Raw genomic sequence first — 16,544 nt, forward strand, 5'->3', positions numbered from 1 at the left:
AGCAATGACTGAAGATATGGGCGCCCAGAATATTGATGATGGACGGCGCGATTATGTGGTGGGTGGCACGGCCATGCGCGCCCGTCCGCTGGAGCCAGCACTTTATATCGTGTCGACGCCGATCGGTAATCTTGGCGACATGACGCTGCGCGGCATCGAAACGCTCGCCGCAGCCGATGTTCTGGCCTGTGAGGATACACGCGTGACCCGCGTTCTCCTCGACCGTTACGGGATTTCCCGCCGTCCAATCAGCTATCATGAGCACAATGCCGCCGAAGCCGGTGAAAAGCTGATTGCCGCGCTGTCTGCGGGCAAAAGCGTTGCGCTGGTGTCCGATGCGGGCACACCGCTTGTCTCCGATCCGGGTTTTCGTCTGGTTGGCGAAGCACGCGAAGCGGGTATTCGCGTTGTTCCCATTCCGGGTGCTTCCGCTGTTCTGGCTGCACTTGCCGCTTCCGGCCTGCCAACCGACGCCTTCATGTTCTGCGGCTTCCTGCCTTCCAAGCAGGGGCAAAAGCAGACGAAGCTCGAAAGCCTCAAAGGCATCGACGCGACGCTGGTGTTTTATGAATCGCCAAACCGGACAGCGGCGACGCTGGCCGAAATGGCCCAAGTGTTTGGGCCGGATCGTCTGGGCGCGCTCTGCCGCGAACTGACCAAGGCCTATGAGACCATTCGCACGGCGCCGCTGGGTGAACTTGCAGCGGAGTTTGACGGTGAAGATCGCATTCGCGGTGAAGTGGTTCTGCTGGTCGGTCCGCCGACAGGCAACACCATTCCGCAAAGCGAGGAAGATATCGACAAGCTGCTTCTGTCGCTTGCAGACGAACTGCCGCCATCCAAGGCCGCAGGCGAGGCCGCGCGCATGACTGGCGGGCAGAAATCGGTTCTCTATCAGCGCCTTATGCAACTGAAATCGGATCAGCGATGACAGACCTCCGCGAGAAAAAGCGCAGCGCTTTCTTTCGCGGACACAGCGCCGAACGCTTTGCGTCTGTACTACTTCTTTTGAAAGGCTTTCGGATTGTCGCGCGGCGCTATAGAACGCGGCTCGGCGAGATCGATCTGATCTCCCGGCGGGGCAATCTTGTGCTCATCGTCGAGGTCAAGGCGCGCAGCAGTCTGGAAGCCGCCCATCTCGCCGTCACACCGCAGGCCATGCGCCGTATCGAAGCCGCAGCCGATCTCTGGCTGCAACGCCAGCACGACCATGCCCGTCTGTCGTTGCGTTTCGACCTGATTGCCGTGCTGCCGCGCCGCTGGCCCAAACATGTTCCGGCCTTCTTCACGAGCGGTGATTATCGGTAACCGATATCTATAAGTCTATGTAAACCCTATAAAAATTGTGGGATATATTTCTGGCCTTATGGGAAATTAAAATCCCGCAATCGGCTGTTTTGAGAAAAAGTGATGCTCGCCGTGATTTTCACGCGCAAGCCCGTTTCTTATAAATCTCCCGCTCTCCATGGATAATGGCGCCATCTTTTTACCAGACGCATTTCCGTAACTGAAACCGGTATCGGCTTTCGCTGGAAATGCTCCCAAGGATCGCGCCGTGTCTCTACCGCAAAAGCGTTTACTGGCTGATTTTCCTGCCTTCTTCCGGGTGTCGGAAGAGGTGGTTGTCGTCGTTGGCGGCGGCGAGGAGGCTTTGAACAAGGCGCGCCTCGTGGCGCAGACATCCGCACGTCTTCGCATCGTTGCCGAAGAAACAGAGCATCATCTGGCCGATTTCATTGCAAGCCATGGTGCGGAGCATATTGCTGCACCTTTTGCGCCGGAACATGTCGAGGGCGCAAAGCTTGTTTTCGTGGCGACCGGCGATGAAGCGCAGGATCGCGCCATTGCTGCCGTGGTCAAGGCCGAGAAGGTTCCGGTCAATGTCGTTGACCGTCCAGCACTTTGCGATTTCCTGACGCCTGCCATCGTCAACCGTGCGCCGCTGACGATTGCGATTGGTTCGGAAGGAAGTGCTCCGGTTCTGGCGCAGATGGTTCGTGCGCGTATCGATGCCGCTTTTTCGCCGCGCCTCGGCGAGCTTGCGCATTTTGCCGAAAGCTGGCGACCGCTGGTCGAGCGCGCGCTGCCCAAGGGTCTGGCGCGCCGCAGTTTCTGGCGCGGGTTCTTTTCGGGTCGTGTCGCCAGCGCCATTGAAAATGGCGACCGCGTGGAAGCCTACAAGGCTGCGAGCGATCTGATCGAGCAGCGTGACAATGCCGCCGGTTATGTCTGGCTGGTCGGCGCCGGTCCGGGTGCCGAAGATCTGCTGACCCTGCGCGCCCATCGCGCTTTGATGGAAGCCGATGTCATCGTGCATGATGCGCTGGTGCCGGAAGGCGTCATTGCCATGGGCCGTCGTGACGCCGAGCGCCTTGCCGTTGGCAAGCGCAAGGGTTGCCATTCCAAAAGCCAGGAAGAGATCAACCGCCTGCTGGTAACGCTCGGGCGCGAAGGCAAGCGCGTTGTGCGGCTGAAATCCGGCGATCCGCTGGTATTCGGACGCGCAGGCGAAGAAATGGCGGCGCTGCGTGCTGCTGGTATCGGGTTCGAAATCGTGCCGGGCATCACCTCAGCCTTTGCTGCCGCTGCCGATATGGAATTGCCGCTGACATTGCGTGGTGTTGCTTCGTCGCTGGTGTTCACCACCGGTCATGACATGACGGGCGATGTGCTGCCGGGCTGGGCGAAGCTCGCCGTCTCGGGTGCAACAATTGCCGTCTATATGGGCTCCACGGTCGCGGCATCGGTTGCTGCACGCCTGATTGGTGCGGGGCTGCACGAAGATGCCGCCGTGGCGGTGGTGGAAAATGCGAGCCGACAGGACAAGCGCCTGTTCCACGGCACGCTGAAGGATTTGCCGGATCTGGAAAACCGCAAGGAACTTTCCGGCCCGGTCATGGTGATCATTGGCGATGCCGTCGCCGGTGCCGCAATCGACAAAGCCGAAGCGCTGGCCCTCAAGCCGGTTTCCGTCGCAGCCTAAACCCGCAGGATGCGCGGTTAACAGAAGTTTGGAGTTTGGAAATGGTCGTAAAAGTTCTCACTGCAAACCGGCTGATCGACGGGCAGGCTGTGTGGCTCGGTGCCGACGGTTCGTGGCAGGAGACCATCGACGGTGCGCTGATCGCCCGCCATGCGGAAGCCGTGACGGCGCTTGAAGAGGCGGGCAAGGTTGCAGCGAAAGCCAATCTGGTCGTCGATGTGAATGTGATTGATGTCGAGGAACGCGAAGAGGGGCTTTACCCGATCCGCCTGCGCGAGCGCATCCGCCTGTCCGGCCCGACCATCGTGACCTTCGGCGATTTGCCTCTCGACAAGCCTGCTTTGAAGCGCGCCTCGTAATATCTGTTGACGCATTTCCGGACGCAAAGCCGGTTTCCACTTTTGCAGGAAATGCTCTGAACTGGATTTAGACTATGTACCGTTATGATGAATTCGACCGTGATTTTGTTGCGGCCCGCGTTGCCCAGTTCAAGGATCAGGTCGAGCGCCGCCTGACTGGCGAGCTGACCGAAGACCAGTTCAAGCCGCTGCGTCTGATGAACGGCCTTTATCTGCAATTGCACGCGTATATGCTGCGCGTGGCCATCCCCTATGGCACGCTGTCGAGCCGTCAGTTGCGTCGGCTTGGCTCGATTGCACGCGACTATGATCGTGGCTTCGGCCATTTCACCACGCGCCAGAACATCCAGTATAACTGGCCTGCCCTGAAGGACGTGCCGCGTATTCTGGAAGAGCTGGCGGAAGTCGAGATGCACGCCATCCAGACCTCCGGCAATTGCATTCGCAACGTGACCGCCGATCATTTCGCAGGCGCTGCCGCCGACGAAGTGGCCGATCCGCGTCCGTTTGCAGAAATTCTGCGCCAGTGGTCGTCGCTGCATCCGGAGTTTTCCTATCTGCCGCGCAAGTTCAAGATCGCCATTGTCGGCTCGGAGCATGACCGCGCCGCCATTCAGGTGCATGACATCGGCTTGCAGCTGAAGAAGAACGAAGCAGGCGATCTGGGGCTGGCCGTCTATATTGGCGGCGGTCAGGGTCGCACGCCGATGGTGGCGAAGAAGATCCGCGACTTCCTGCCCCTCGAGGACATGCTGACCTATGTGACGGCCATCGTGCGCGTCTATAATCTGCATGGCCGTCGCGACAACAAGTATAAGGCTCGCATCAAGATCCTCGTCCATGAAACGGGCGTCGAAGAACTGACCCGCGAGATTGATGCCGAATGGGAAGATATTCGTTACGGCGAGCTGAAGCTGCCGCAGCGCGATATCGACGCCATCGAAAGCTATTTCCGCATGCCGAACCTGCCGCAACGGCCGGAAGGCTGGGAAGTGCTGGCGGTAACCCAGAAGGCCGATGCGGAATTTGCAAGCTGGGTGGCGCGCAATGTCACGCCGCACAAGAACCCGGATTATGCGGTTGTCACCATTTCGCTGAAGCCCATTGGCGGTATTCCCGGCGATGCGAGCGCCGAGCAGATGGAGCTGGTGGCGGATATTGCCGAAACCTATTCCTTTGATGAAATCCGCGTCAGCCACGAGCAGAATCTGGTTCTGCCACATGTGGCCAAGGCCGATCTCGCAGCTGTCTACGATCTGCTGCAATCGGATGGTCTGGTGACGGCGAATGCCGGTCTCATCACCGACATCATCGCCTGCCCGGGTCTCGACTATTGCGCCCTTGCTAATGCGCGCTCCATTCCGGTGGCGCAGCGTATTTCCGAGCGCTTTGGTGACCAGCAGCGCCAGCTTGAAATCGGCGATCTCAAGATCAAGATTTCCGGCTGCATCAATGCCTGCGGCCATCACCATGTCGGCCATATCGGCATTCTGGGCGTTGAGAAGAAGGGTGAGGAACTCTATCAGATCACGCTTGGCGGTTCGGCGGATGAGCATTCGACCATTGGTGAAATCACTGGTCGCGGCTTCTCGTCGGAAGAAGTGGTGGATGCCATCGAAACGGTGGTGGATACCTATCTGTCCCTGCGTGAAAACCCGGAGGAAACGTTCCTCGCCGCCTATCGCCGCGTCGGCATGGAGCCGTTCAAACGCGCGCTTTATGGAGAAATAAGCCGTGCAGCTTGATGCTGAAGAAAGCGCTGCCGCCGAAGCCCGCCTTCTGGAGGCCAGCCACGGTGCGTCTACCCCGCAGGAAGTGATCGCGCTCGTCACGCGTGAACTCTATGAGGGGCAGATTGCGGTCGTGTCTTCCTTCGGGGCGGAGTCGGCTGTGCTTTTGCACATGATCTCGGAAATCGACCCGGCGACCCCGGTTTTGTTTCTCGATACGGGCAAGCATTTTCGGGCCACGCTCGATTATCGTCATGATTTGGTGGACCGGCTGGGTTTGACCGATGTGCAGGATATCCTGCCGCTTGAGGACAGTCTTAAAAGCGATGATCCGTTCGGTGCGCTGTCTATGACCGACAAGGATCGTTGCTGCTTCATCCGCAAGGTTGAGCCGATGGCGCGCGCCGTCGCGCCCTATCGGGCCTGGATGACGGGCCGCAAGCAGTTTCAGGCATCGACACGCGAAAGCCTGCCCGTGTTTGAATCGGTTGGCCCGCGCATTCGTATCAATCCGTTGGCGCGTTTGCAGGCAGCCGATCTCAAGGCCTATGCCGAAAAGCATGATCTGCCGCCGCATCCCCTGACCGCGCAGGGCTATCGTTCCATCGGCTGCATGCCCTGCACACGGCCCGTTGGTGATGGCGAAGACCAGCGTGCCGGACGCTGGGCGGGATCAGAAAAGACAGAATGCGGCATCCACCTGTCGGGTCTGTCGGATAGTTTGAAGAATTTGGGAGCAGGTGACCGGAAATGAGCGATATCAACGAAACCAAACTCTGGTCTGCCGATGGCTTTCGCGAAGACGATTATGTCTTTGCCGACGATCTGGAAGCTGCTGGCGACGCCCCGGCGATCATCATTCCGCTGGCCGTCTGGCTCGGACTGGATGAAGAGCGCCGCCGCGCCTCCAATCACCGGATCGGCGTTTCGGTTGCGCCGGGCGAAGCGATTGAACCGCTTCTCAACGATCTGGGCAGCCTGCCGCTGATAGCCTTGCAGTTCCCGGCTTTCAATGACGGTCGTTCCTATTCCAAGGCCGAGATTTTGCGCCGCGAAGGTTTTACCGGCGAGTTGCGCGCTGTTGGCGACGTGCTGATCGATCAGGCCGCCCTGATGCTGCGCACCGGCTTCGACAGCCTGCAAGTGACGAACAAGGTTGCACAAGGCCGTCTCGGCGAAAACCGTCTGGTCGATACGCCCGGTTACTATCAGCCAGGGCGCGGTTCCGTGCCGGAAGCAGGCGGGTTTGCCTGGCGTCGCGTCAAGGCAAGTTAGACATATCGCTCAAACTTGCCATTTTGTTGGCTATCTTGATGCGCTAGATACGCCTCGTCACTATCAGGGAGTCGAGGCGTGATCCGACACATTGTTTTTTTCAGCGTCAAGCAAGGTCAGGATATCGAGACAGTCAGGAAAGGGTTGGAGCAGCTTGCCACGATCCCGTATTCCGATGTGTTCGAAGTTCTGCCGAATTCCAGGGTCGATCCGATGTGTGACCGCATCGATCTCGTGGTCTATGCCGAGTTCAAGGATGAAGAAGCGCTTTTCGCTTTCAAGAAGCATCCGACCTACGATGCGACGACGCAACTGGTGCGCCCGATGCGCGAATTGCGCTTCTCTGCCGATGTGGTCAGCGATAAAGAGTAGTTACCACTCCGCTTGCGGTCGTTCTTGAAGCGGCAGACCGCCAAACAGGTCGGGTTCGCTGGAGATTTTGGCGCGCTCGATATTGAGAAGCTTCAGCTTCGTCGCCGTGCCGCCAGCCGCCGAAAACCCGCCCACCTTGCCGTTGGAACCGAGAACCCGGTGGCAGGGCACGATGATCGGGAACGGGTTTTTGCCAAGCGCATAACCGACCGCTTGCGACAGGCTGACATCGCCAAGCCGTCTCGCAATCGCGCCATAGGTGGTAGTTTCTCCAGCCTTCAATTCAAGAATGATCTCGTAAACCTGCCGGTTAAGCTCGGGGAGCGAATCGAGCGCCAGTGGCGTTTGCGAGAAATCCGGTGATCCGCCGTCGAGAAGCACACGCACTTTTTCAATCGCTTGCGCCACAAAGGCTGGCACATCGACCTGCGCATCGGAAAGCTGTTCGCCCACCCGCTCGCCAAGACGGTAGCGGGTTTCTTTCTCGTCTGTATCGGCGATTTCAACACCAATGACTTTCGCACCGCGCCAGGCAATGCCGCACGCGCCGATAGGTGTTTCAAAAATGGTGATTCCAGACGGTTCCATGGGGTCAATATAGCATGGATTTTACGACTGAACGGCGGTCAGAAACGATAAGTTGTAACATTTGCAGCGAATGGCGCTGCGAAATGGTTGAAGAACGCCACGAATAATGATTGTGTGAGCGAGAAGGCTAGGGTGGCGGTGTGAGAGATTCCATGCCCTTAAATGGCCAAACAGGTCGATATAAGTTTCCGTCGCAGTTTTCGCGAGATCGGAACCGAGGAATTTAAATGGACGATTATGAGCGTTATGCCACGGGGTTAATGATCGTTTTCGGCGCGCTGATCATCGGCGGGTTGATGGCGGCAAACCTTTATCATGGCGACAAGCCGGGCTTTCTCTTCGCGCTCGGAGCGGCGGTCGTGGGCTGGTTTTCAGCTTTCGCCGTACTTTTCGACAAGCCGCGCGTTTATGGTGTGATGATTGCCGTCGCAATCGGGCTGGTCGCGGCTTCCATCGGTGCTTATGTCACCTGAACAGCCATAAATACTTTGAGACAGTTTAGAAAAAGCCCCGCATTGCGGGGCTTTCTTCGTTTGCTGCGGCCTCATAGATACGGCGAATAGCACTGGCGACGCGGCCCGTAATTGGGCTGGAAGGTGTTGTCATAGGCGCGGTATGACCGATAACGGTTGTAGCACCAGCGGACATGCGGGTTGCCGCCGCGATAGGCGGGCGCTGGGCGATGACGATAGACTGGTCCCGGGCCCCAGTAACGCCGGTCATGCCGATAATAGGGCCGGTAGCGCGGTCGGTCATAGCGCCAATAGCGCCGGTCGCCTCGATAATCGTAATATTGCACGGTCTGCGCATTGGGGGCTGAGGTCTGTGCCGACGCGGTGGCGGGTGTCGTCATCAGGGAGGGTTGCGCTGCATTGGCCGTCCCGGCGGCGGCTGACAGACCCATGCCAAGCGACAGACACGCGGCAAACAGGGAATAACCAAACCTTTTCATAGGTCGCTCCTCATAAAAGCAAATCATCCGTGCGGAAATTTTGCTTGTCCATTGTGGCGGAGCGGTGGCTTTGAGCGGTCACGATTTCTTTCTGTCCGGCAACAGATCGGTGAGGTAAATCCGGGTTGGTTGCATTGTCTCGGGGCCTCTTTCTTGGGTGCACATATCATGCCCTGAAAGTCGATCAATAATTGACATAAAGATATGTTTATGTCATTAAGCGTCCTTCTGCGATTATGCATATCAGAATACAGGCGGTACTCTTATGGCGTCTTCTCTCGACGATCTCTTCGGTGCAACGGCTGCTAAGCCGGATGGTTCGGAGGTGCTGGCCGCGCTGACGAAAGCGGCGCGCGAGCGTATTTTGATCCTCGATGGCGCGATGGGAACGCAGATTCAGGGCCTTGGCTTCCATGAAGAGCATTTTCGCGGTGAGCGTTTTGGCGCTTGCGATTGCCAGCTTCAGGGCAATAACGACCTTCTGACACTGACCCAGCCCAAGGCCATCGAGGAAATTCATTACGCTTACGCCATTGCGGGCGCGGATATTCTCGAAACCAACACATTTTCGTCCACGACGATCGCCCAGGCCGACTACGGCATGGAAGAGCAGGTCTATGAGCTGAACCGCGACGGTGCGCGTCTTGCGCGACGTGCTGCCTTGCGCGCCGAGCAGAAGGACGGTCGCCGCCGCTTCGTTGCCGGCGCGCTTGGACCGACAAACCGCACCGCCTCGCTGTCGCCGGATGTCAATAATCCTGGCTTCCGTGCCGTTACCTTCGATGATCTGCGCATTGCCTATGCCGAGCAGATCCGGGGGCTGATCGATGGCGGTTCCGACATCATCCTGATCGAAACCATCTTCGACACGCTGAATGCGAAGGCTGCCGTCTTCGCTTCGGAGCAAGTGTTCGAGGAGAAGGGCATTTTCCTGCCGGTCATGATTTCCGGCACGATCACCGATCTTTCCGGCCGCACCCTGTCCGGCCAGACGCCAACGGCTTTCTGGCATTCGCTGCGTCACGCCAAGCCGTTCACGATTGGTCTCAACTGCGCGCTGGGCGCCAATGCCATGCGCGCTCATTTGGATGAATTGTCGAATATCGCCGACACATTCATCTGCGCCTATCCGAATGCCGGTCTGCCGAACGAGTTTGGCCAGTATGACGAAACGCCGGAAGCGATGGCCGCCCAGATCGAGGGCTTTGCCCGCGACGGCATGGTCAATGTGGTCGGCGGCTGCTGTGGCTCGACGCCGGAACATATCCGTGCCATTGCCGAGGCCGTTGCAAAGCACCCGCCGCGCAAGCCTGCCAAGGTCGCGCCGCTGATGCGCCTGTCGGGTCTTGAGCCCTTCACGCTGACCGAGGATATTCCCTTCGTCAATGTCGGCGAGCGCACCAACGTGACCGGCTCCGCCCGCTTCCGCAAGCTGATCAAGGCCGGTGACTTTGCCGCTGCCCTTGATGTGGCGCGCGATCAGGTAGCCAATGGCGCCCAGATCATCGACATCAATATGGATGAAGGCCTGATCGATTCCGAAAAGGCGATGGTCGAATTCCTCAATCTGATCGCTGCCGAGCCGGATATCGCCCGCGTGCCGATCATGATCGACAGCTCCAAATGGGAAGTTATCGAGGCTGGCCTGAAATGCGTTCAGGGCAAGCCGGTGGTCAACTCCATCTCGATGAAGGAAGGCGAGGAAGCCTTCATTCATCATGCCAAGCTCGTGCGCGCCTATGGTGCGGCGGTCGTGGTCATGGCGTTTGACGAAACCGGACAAGCCGATACTGAAGCGCGCAAGATCGAAATCTGTACCCGCGCCTACAAGATCCTGACCGAGCAGGTCGGTTTCCCGCCGGAAGACATTATCTTCGATCCGAATATTTTTGCGGTAGCGACGGGTATCGACGAGCACAATAATTACGGTGTCGACTTCATCGAAGCGACCCGGCAGATCATGACGACCTTGCCGCATGTCCATGTCTCGGGCGGCGTGTCGAACCTGTCCTTCTCGTTCCGCGGCAATGAGCCGGTGCGCGAGGCGATGCATGCCGTGTTCCTCTATCACGCCATTCAGGCGGGCATGGATATGGGCATCGTCAATGCCGGTCAGCTGGCGGTTTATGATGCCATCGATCCGGAACTGCGCGAGGCCTGCGAAGATGTGGTGCTGAACCGCCGTTCGGATGCGACCGAACGTCTGCTGGAAATTGCCGAACGTTTCCGCGATTCCGGTTCGAAGGAAGCCAAGGCGCAGGATCTCGCCTGGCGCGAATGGCCGGTGGAAAAGCGCCTTGCCCATGCGCTGGTCAACGGCATTACCGAATATATCGAAGCCGATACGGAAGAGGCTCGCCAATCTGCCGAGCGGGCGCTGCACGTTATTGAAGGCCCGTTGATGGCTGGCATGAACGTGGTTGGCGATCTGTTCGGCGCGGGCAAGATGTTCCTGCCGCAGGTGGTCAAGTCCGCCCGCGTGATGAAGCAGGCGGTGGCCGTCCTCTTGCCTTACATGGAAGAGGAAAAGCGCCTCAATGGCGGCGAAGAACGCCAGAGCGCCGGCAAGGTGCTGATGGCGACCGTGAAGGGCGACGTGCACGATATCGGCAAGAATATCGTTGGTGTCGTGCTGGCCTGCAACAATTACGAGATCATCGATCTCGGCGTCATGGTGCCTTCGCAGAAGATTCTGCAAGTCGCCCGTGACGAAAAGGTTGATGTCATTGGTCTGTCCGGCCTCATCACGCCATCGCTTGACGAAATGGCGCATGTGGCAGCTGAGATGGAACGCGAAGGTTTCGACATTCCGCTTTTGATCGGCGGGGCGACGACAAGCCGTGTCCATACCGCGGTGAAAATTCATCCGCGTTACGAGCGCGGTCAGGCGGTTTATGTCATTGATGCCAGCCGCGCGGTTGGCGTGGTGTCCAGCCTGCTGTCGCCGGAAGCCAAGGGCAACTATGTCACTGGCGTTCGCGAGGAATATGCGAAGGTCGCCGCAGCGCATGCCCGCAGCGAAGCGGAAAAGCAGCGCCTGCCGCTGTCCCGTGCCCGCGCCAATGCGCACAAGCTCGACTGGGACAGCTTTGCTCCGGTGAAGCCGAGCTTTACCGGCACGAAGACTTTCGACGATTACGATTTGGCCGAAATCGCGCGCTATATCGACTGGACGCCATTCTTCCAGACCTGGGAGCTGAAAGGGCGCTATCCGGCGATCCTTGACGACGAAAAGCAGGGCGAGGCCGCGCGCCAGCTCTGGTCCGATGCGCAGGCCATGCTCAAGAAGATCATCGACGAAAAATGGTTCACGCCGAAAGCCGTGGTCGGTTTCTGGCCAGCCAATGCGGTGGGCGACGATATCCGGCTGTTCACCGACGAAAGCCGGAAAGAGGAGCTTGCGACCTTCTTCACCTTGCGCCAGCAGCTTAGCAAGCGCGATGGCCGTCCGAATGTCGCCATGTCCGACTTTGTGGCGCCGGTGGAAAGCGGCAAGCAGGACTATGTCGGCGGCTTCGTCGTCACGGCAGGCATTGGCGAAGTGGCCATTGCCGAGCGTTTCGAGCGCGCCAATGATGATTACTCCGCCATTCTGGTGAAGGCGCTGGCCGACCGTTTTGCCGAAGCCTTCGCAGAACTGATGCATGAGCGTGTGCGCCGCGAATTCTGGGCCTATGCGGCGGATGAAACCTATACGCCGGAAGAGCTGATCGGCGAGCCTTATCAGGGCATTCGCCCGGCCCCGGGTTATCCGTCCCAGCCAGACCATACCGAAAAGACCACGCTGTTCCGTCTGCTTGATGCCACGGCTGAGACCGGTGTGGAACTGACCGAAAGCTACGCCATGTGGCCGGGCTCGTCGGTTTCGGGCCTCTATATCGGCCATCCGGAAAGCTATTATTTCGGTGTGGCCAAGGTGGAGCGCGATCAGGTCGAGGATTATGCGAGCCGCAAGGGCATGAGCGTTCGCGACGTCGAGCGCTGGCTTGCACCGATCCTCAATTACATTCCGGGTGATGTTGCCGAAGAAGCTGCATAGTCGAAACAACTGTTACAACCAACAGAAGAAGGGCCTCGCGATGCGAGGCCCTTTTTTATTTTTGGCGCCTTCTCATCGACCGCCGCCAGAACTGTTTAAAAACGGCTGTTTTTCGCAAGGTTTCAGCTTTTTTGAAAACAATCTTTCTGGAGAGAGTTACAGGAAAATGCTATTTAAGGTTGTGCGTTCGGAATTTTGTGAGCGTAAAAGCTGTATTGTGCGTAAGTTATTGAAAACAAAATATTAGGATGGCAGCAATGAAATGGGAATTGTTATGCGATGCCATGCAGTCCGCCAGTAATGCGGACAAATTGTTTGAATATGTAAAAAAATATGCCCGCGAAATCGGCTTTGACCATGTTTCATATGTCATGTCGGTTCCGTCCTTGAATGGGGCGGTCAAATGGGTGCGTTACGAGGACATGCCGAAAGGCTGGACTGAACTCTATGCCGCCAAAAAATACGTGGAGATCGATCCGCTGGTTCGGCTCGGTCTGCACAGTATCGACCCGCTGGTCTGGTCGTCGAAACTCTTTGCGGACACCCCGCAATTATGGGCCGATCTGCAAAGCTTTGGCCTGAAGGTCGGTATTTCACAACCATGCTGGGCGGCACAGGGCGTGTTTGGAATGTTGACATTCCTGCGCAGCGGCCAGCCGCTGACCGCAGCCGAAGTCACCGCCTTGCGGCGTCAGTTGCAGATGGTGACCAATCTTCTGCATCTGTCGATGTTCACACTGGTCAATGTGCCACGGCTGAATTGTGCCAGTGAAGTCTGCCTGACGGCGCGTGAGCGTGAAATCCTGCGTTGGACGAGTGAAGGAAAGACTGCCGAGATTATTGGGGCGATCCTCAATATTTCGACCCGTACCGTCAATTTTCATATCAGCAACGTGCTGACCAAGCTTGTTGCCGTGAACAAGGTTCAGGCTGTCGCGAAGGCGCGCACCTTCGGCCTGCTCTGAACCACTTTTGAGCCCCACGGCGGTTTGGCCCGTTGGGTGCTTTCAAAAAATCCCTCTCTCAAACTGAACGCCTATCAGTCCCGTGCGTCGCAAGATGCCCGTGAGAAGCAGCTGTTTTGAGCAAGAATTTACCCGGCTTTTGTTCCCCAAAAGCGCTAAATATCACAATTTTAGTAGGATTTTCCGTCGTTTAAGCGAAATTTCGCTTTTTGCCGGCTGCGCAAGTTTGTTCCGGCCTTGTGGTCAAGACTGCAAGTTTTTCGCGCAGGTTCATCGGAATACGCGAAAGCGTTCTTTCACTTTTGGGCTTCTTTTCACGACAATGCGGCCAACTTAGTCAGGGTACCGATTTCGCTCCGTCAGAACCGTAATCCTGCTTTCTCGTCTCTATCCGGTTTCCGGGAGTAAATGTCGTGCATCATGCATCCCTGACCAAGAACCTGACGCATCTGCAGCGTCTCGAAGCAGAAGCGGTCCATATTTTTCGCGAAGTTGCAGCAACCTTTTCCAATCCGGTCATGCTCTATTCGGTGGGCAAGGATTCGTCCGTCATGATGCATCTGGCGATGAAGGCGTTTTACCCAGCGCCACCGCCATTTCCCTTTCTGCATGTCGATACGACCTGGAAGTTCCGCGAAATGATCGAGTTTCGCGATGCACAGGCGCGCGAAAAGGGCTTCGAGCTTCTGGTCCATATCAATGAAGATGGCGTGCGCGATGGCGTCGGCCCATTTAGTCATGGTTCGAATGTCCATACCCATGTGATGAAGACGCTGGCTCTGCGGCAGGCGCTCGACAAATACAAGTTCGATGCGGCCTTTGGCGGCGCGCGTCGCGATGAGGAAAAGTCCCGCGCCAAGGAGCGCATTTTCTCGTTCCGCAATGCGCAGCACGGCTGGGACCCGAAGAACCAGCGTCCCGAAATGTGGAAGGTCTACAATACGCGCGTTGCAGCCGGTGAATCGATCCGCGTCTTTCCGCTGTCAAACTGGACCGAACTCGACATCTGGCAGTATATCTTGCAGGAAAATATTCCCATCGTGCCGCTCTATTTTGCGGCCCGCCGCCCTGTGGTGGAGCGCGACGGCATGCTGATCATGGTCGATGATGACCGCATGAAGCTGCGGGATGGTGAAAAGGTGGAAGACCGGCTTGTGCGTTTCCGCACCCTTGGCTGCTACCCCCTGACCGGGGCGATTGAATCCAGCGCCTCAAGCCTCTCGGATATTGTCGAGGAAATGCTGATCGCCCGCACGTCGGAACGTCAGGGCCGTGCCATCGACCGCGATGAAGCCGGTTCCATGGAAAAGAAGAAGCGCGAGGGCTATTTCTGATGAATGCCGCGATAAAGCCTTTTGGCAAGCCTTCCGTAACCAGCGCAGCCGTGACCGCGTTTCTGGCCGATCAGGAACGCAAGACGCTGTTGCGTTTTCTCACCTGCGGCTCCGTCGATGACGGCAAGTCGACGCTGATCGGGCGTCTGCTCTATGACACCAAGCTGATTTTCGAAGACCAGCTTGCCGCGCTCAAGAATGACAGTCGCAAGTTCGGCACGACGGATGATGATTTCGACTTTGCGCTGCTGGTTGATGGTCTGGAAGCCGAGCGCGAGCAGGGCATCACCATTGATGTCGCCTATCGTTTCTTTTCGACGCCGCGCCGCAAGTTCATCGTCGCCGATACGCCGGGCCATGCGCAATATACGCGCAATATGGCGACGGGCGCTTCGACCGCCGATCTGGCCGTGGTGCTGATCGATGCGCGACAGGGCGTGCTGACGCAGACGCGCCGTCATTCCTTCATCGCTTCGCTGCTTGGCATTCGCCATATCGTGCTGGCGGTTAACAAGATCGACCTCGTCGACTTCTCGCAGGAAGCGTTCGACCGCATCGTTGCCGACTATATGAGCTTCGCCAAGGACCTTGGCTTTGCCAGCATCCAGCCGATCCCGCTCTCGGCGCGTTATGGCGACAATGTTACCAGCCTGTCGCCGCGTATCGGCTGGTATCAGGGACCGCATCTGCTCGAGCATCTGGAAACCGTGCGCATTGATACGGAAGCCGCAGCCAAACCGTTCCGTTTCCCGGTGCAATATGTGAACCGGCCCAATCTGGATTTCCGCGGCTTTTCCGGCACAGTAGCTTCGGGCTCGATTGCGGCGGGCGACACGGTTGTGGTGGCTAAATCCGGCAAGCAGTCGCGCGTGAAGCGTATCGCCACCTATGACGGTGATCTGCCTCGCGCCTCGGAAGGACAGGCCGTCACGCTGGTGCTTGAAGACGAAATTGAGGTTTCGCGTGGCAATATGCTGGTTGGCGCAGAAGCGCGACCGGACGTGGCGGATCGCTTTGCGGCCAATATTGTCTGGTTCGGCGAAGATGCCTTGCAGCCGGGACGCGCTTATCTGCTGCGCACCGAGACCGACCAGACGCCGGTGACGGTGAGCGAGATCAAATATCGGACGGATGTGAACACATTCGCGCGCGAGGATGCGGCGCGTCTTGATCTCAACGAGGTCGGCTTCTGCTATCTCCAGACGGCGGACCCGATTGTGCTGGACGCTTATGCCGATAACCGTGTTACCGGCGCTTTCGTGCTGATCGACCGCGTGTCCAATGCGACTGTCGGCGCGGGTATGATCGACAGCGCGCTTCGTCAGGCGACCAATGTGCATTTGCAGGCTTTCGACCTCGACAGCAAGGCACGGGCCGCGCAGAAATTCCAGAAGCCGGCGGTGCTCTGGTTCACCGGCCTTTCCGGTTCGGGCAAGTCCACCATCGCCAACCGTCTGGAACAGCGCCTTCATGCGCTCGGCAAGCACACCTATCTGCTGGATGGCGACAATGTCCGCCACGGCCTCAACAGCGATCTTGGTTTCTCCGATGCGGACCGGGCGGAAAATATCCGTCGCGTCGGCGAAGTGGCGCGACTGATGGCCGATGCCGGACTGATCACACTGGTTTCGTTCATTTCTCCGTTCCGCTCCGAGCGCGACACGGTGCGTGCGCGAGTGCCGGAGGGAGAGTTCATCGAAATCTTCGTCGATACGCCGATTGAGGAATGCATTGCGCGAGACCCGAAAGGCCTCTATGCGCAGGCGCTACGAGGTGAAATCAAGTCCTTTACGGGCATCGATTCGCCTTACGAAGCGCCGGTGTCGCCGGAACTGCGCCTCGATACGACGGGGCGCAATGTTGACGAACTGGTCGCGGAAGTAGAAAAGTATCTGGCCGAACGTGGTGTTATCGGCAGTTATGGTAGCGATTCCTGGTCGATCTGAG

15 protein-coding genes are annotated in these 16,544 nt (G+C 57.9%); 13 read left to right on the plus strand and 2 right to left on the minus strand.

The annotated features are described in order from the left end of the window. The first annotated feature begins 16 nt into the window (after positions 1-16). From rsmI to FHW03_RS02525, 8 genes are all read left to right on the plus strand, one after another. Positions 17-931: a 16S rRNA (cytidine(1402)-2'-O)-methyltransferase gene (rsmI, locus tag FHW03_RS02490; protein ID WP_377514045.1), complete on the plus strand. Its 915-nt coding sequence runs from the start codon at positions 17-19 to the stop codon at positions 929-931. Next, complete coding sequence (locus FHW03_RS02495) at positions 928-1,308, plus strand: YraN family protein (RefSeq protein WP_182519201.1); 381 nt, start codon at positions 928-930, stop codon at positions 1,306-1,308. The genes rsmI and FHW03_RS02495 overlap by 4 nt, the downstream gene beginning before the upstream one ends. 247 nt (positions 1,309-1,555) lie before the next feature. Beyond that, the gene (cysG, locus tag FHW03_RS02500) at positions 1,556-2,983 is read left to right on the plus strand and encodes a siroheme synthase CysG (RefSeq protein ID WP_182519202.1); all 1,428 of its coding nucleotides are present in this window, start codon (positions 1,556-1,558) and stop codon (positions 2,981-2,983) included. Positions 2,984-3,024: 41 nt separating this feature from the next. Next, positions 3,025-3,342, plus strand: coding sequence for a DUF2849 domain-containing protein (locus FHW03_RS02505; RefSeq protein ID WP_151654317.1), 318 nt, complete (start codon positions 3,025-3,027; stop codon positions 3,340-3,342). Positions 3,343-3,416: 74 nt separating this feature from the next. After that, the gene (locus FHW03_RS02510; protein ID WP_182519203.1) at positions 3,417-5,087 is read left to right on the plus strand and encodes a nitrite/sulfite reductase; all 1,671 of its coding nucleotides are present in this window, start codon (positions 3,417-3,419) and stop codon (positions 5,085-5,087) included. After that, a complete protein-coding gene (locus FHW03_RS02515; protein ID WP_182519204.1) occupies positions 5,077-5,826 on the plus strand; it encodes a phosphoadenylyl-sulfate reductase in 750 nt (249 codons plus the stop codon). The genes FHW03_RS02510 and FHW03_RS02515 overlap by 11 nt, the downstream gene beginning before the upstream one ends. Then, positions 5,823-6,347, plus strand: coding sequence for a DUF934 domain-containing protein (locus FHW03_RS02520; RefSeq protein WP_182519205.1), 525 nt, complete (start codon positions 5,823-5,825; stop codon positions 6,345-6,347). Before FHW03_RS02515 ends, FHW03_RS02520 begins: the two co-directional genes overlap by 4 nt. A 78-nt stretch (positions 6,348-6,425) precedes the next feature. Further along, positions 6,426-6,719, plus strand: a complete 294-nt coding sequence (locus FHW03_RS02525) for a Dabb family protein (RefSeq protein WP_182519206.1) — start codon at positions 6,426-6,428, stop codon at positions 6,717-6,719. On the opposite strand, the gene FHW03_RS02530 is transcribed toward FHW03_RS02525, so the two are convergent. Beyond that, positions 6,720-7,307, minus strand: a complete 588-nt coding sequence (locus FHW03_RS02530; RefSeq protein WP_182519207.1) for a methylated-DNA--[protein]-cysteine S-methyltransferase — start codon at positions 7,305-7,307, stop codon at positions 6,720-6,722. It lies immediately after the preceding gene. Between the two features lie 227 nt (positions 7,308-7,534). Between FHW03_RS02530 and FHW03_RS02535 the strand changes: the two genes are divergently transcribed. After that, positions 7,535-7,780 (plus strand): hypothetical protein, encoded by a 246-nt coding sequence (locus FHW03_RS02535; RefSeq protein WP_006465911.1) that lies wholly within the window; start codon positions 7,535-7,537, stop codon positions 7,778-7,780. A gap of 71 nt (positions 7,781-7,851) precedes the next feature. On the opposite strand, the gene FHW03_RS02540 is transcribed toward FHW03_RS02535, so the two are convergent. Beyond that, positions 7,852-8,259 (minus strand): BA14K family protein, encoded by a 408-nt coding sequence (locus tag FHW03_RS02540; RefSeq protein WP_182519208.1) that lies wholly within the window; start codon positions 8,257-8,259, stop codon positions 7,852-7,854. Between the two features lie 265 nt (positions 8,260-8,524). On the opposite strand from FHW03_RS02540, the gene metH reads away from it, so the two are divergent. The 4 genes from metH to cysN all read left to right on the plus strand — a co-directional run bounded on the left by metH (position 8,525) and on the right by cysN (position 16,543). Further along, positions 8,525-12,298, plus strand: a complete 3,774-nt coding sequence (gene metH / locus FHW03_RS02545) for a methionine synthase (protein ID WP_182519209.1) — start codon at positions 8,525-8,527, stop codon at positions 12,296-12,298. Positions 12,299-12,555: 257 nt separating this feature from the next. Then, positions 12,556-13,263, plus strand: a complete 708-nt coding sequence (locus FHW03_RS02550) for a LuxR family transcriptional regulator (protein ID WP_182519210.1) — start codon at positions 12,556-12,558, stop codon at positions 13,261-13,263. Between the two features lie 413 nt (positions 13,264-13,676). Beyond that, a complete protein-coding gene (gene cysD, locus FHW03_RS02555) occupies positions 13,677-14,597 on the plus strand; it encodes a sulfate adenylyltransferase subunit CysD (protein ID WP_182519211.1) in 921 nt (306 codons plus the stop codon). Continuing rightward, entirely contained in the window at positions 14,597-16,543 is a 1,947-nt protein-coding gene (gene cysN / locus FHW03_RS02560) for a sulfate adenylyltransferase subunit CysN (protein WP_182519212.1), read from the plus strand. The genes cysD and cysN overlap by 1 nt, the downstream gene beginning before the upstream one ends. Position 16,544 lies beyond the last annotated feature (1 nt).

The organism is Ochrobactrum sp. RH2CCR150 (assembly GCA_014138095.1).
GTDB classification, from domain to species: domain Bacteria; phylum Pseudomonadota; class Alphaproteobacteria; order Rhizobiales; family Rhizobiaceae; genus Brucella; species Brucella gambitense.

What these genes read in the sequence shown, in the direction of transcription:
- cysN (WP_182519212.1), top strand. Translation starts at nt 14,597, where the DNA reads ATGAATGCCGCGATAAAGCCTTTTGGCAAGCCTTCCGTAACCAGCGCA.
- FHW03_RS02535 (WP_006465911.1), top strand. Translation starts at nt 7,535, where the DNA reads ATGGACGATTATGAGCGTTATGCCACGGGGTTAATGATCGTTTTCGGC.
- rsmI (WP_377514045.1), top strand. Translation starts at nt 17, where the DNA reads ATGGGCGCCCAGAATATTGATGATGGACGGCGCGATTATGTGGTGGGT.
- FHW03_RS02520 (WP_182519205.1), top strand. Translation starts at nt 5,823, where the DNA reads ATGAGCGATATCAACGAAACCAAACTCTGGTCTGCCGATGGCTTTCGC.
- FHW03_RS02530 (WP_182519207.1), bottom strand. Translation starts at nt 7,307, where the DNA reads ATGGAACCGTCTGGAATCACCATTTTTGAAACACCTATCGGCGCGTGC.
- FHW03_RS02510 (WP_182519203.1), top strand. Translation starts at nt 3,417, where the DNA reads ATGTACCGTTATGATGAATTCGACCGTGATTTTGTTGCGGCCCGCGTT.
- FHW03_RS02495 (WP_182519201.1), top strand. Translation starts at nt 928, where the DNA reads ATGACAGACCTCCGCGAGAAAAAGCGCAGCGCTTTCTTTCGCGGACAC.
- FHW03_RS02540 (WP_182519208.1), bottom strand. Translation starts at nt 8,259, where the DNA reads ATGAAAAGGTTTGGTTATTCCCTGTTTGCCGCGTGTCTGTCGCTTGGC.
- FHW03_RS02550 (WP_182519210.1), top strand. Translation starts at nt 12,556, where the DNA reads ATGAAATGGGAATTGTTATGCGATGCCATGCAGTCCGCCAGTAATGCG.
- FHW03_RS02505 (WP_151654317.1), top strand. Translation starts at nt 3,025, where the DNA reads ATGGTCGTAAAAGTTCTCACTGCAAACCGGCTGATCGACGGGCAGGCT.
- metH (WP_182519209.1), top strand. Translation starts at nt 8,525, where the DNA reads ATGGCGTCTTCTCTCGACGATCTCTTCGGTGCAACGGCTGCTAAGCCG.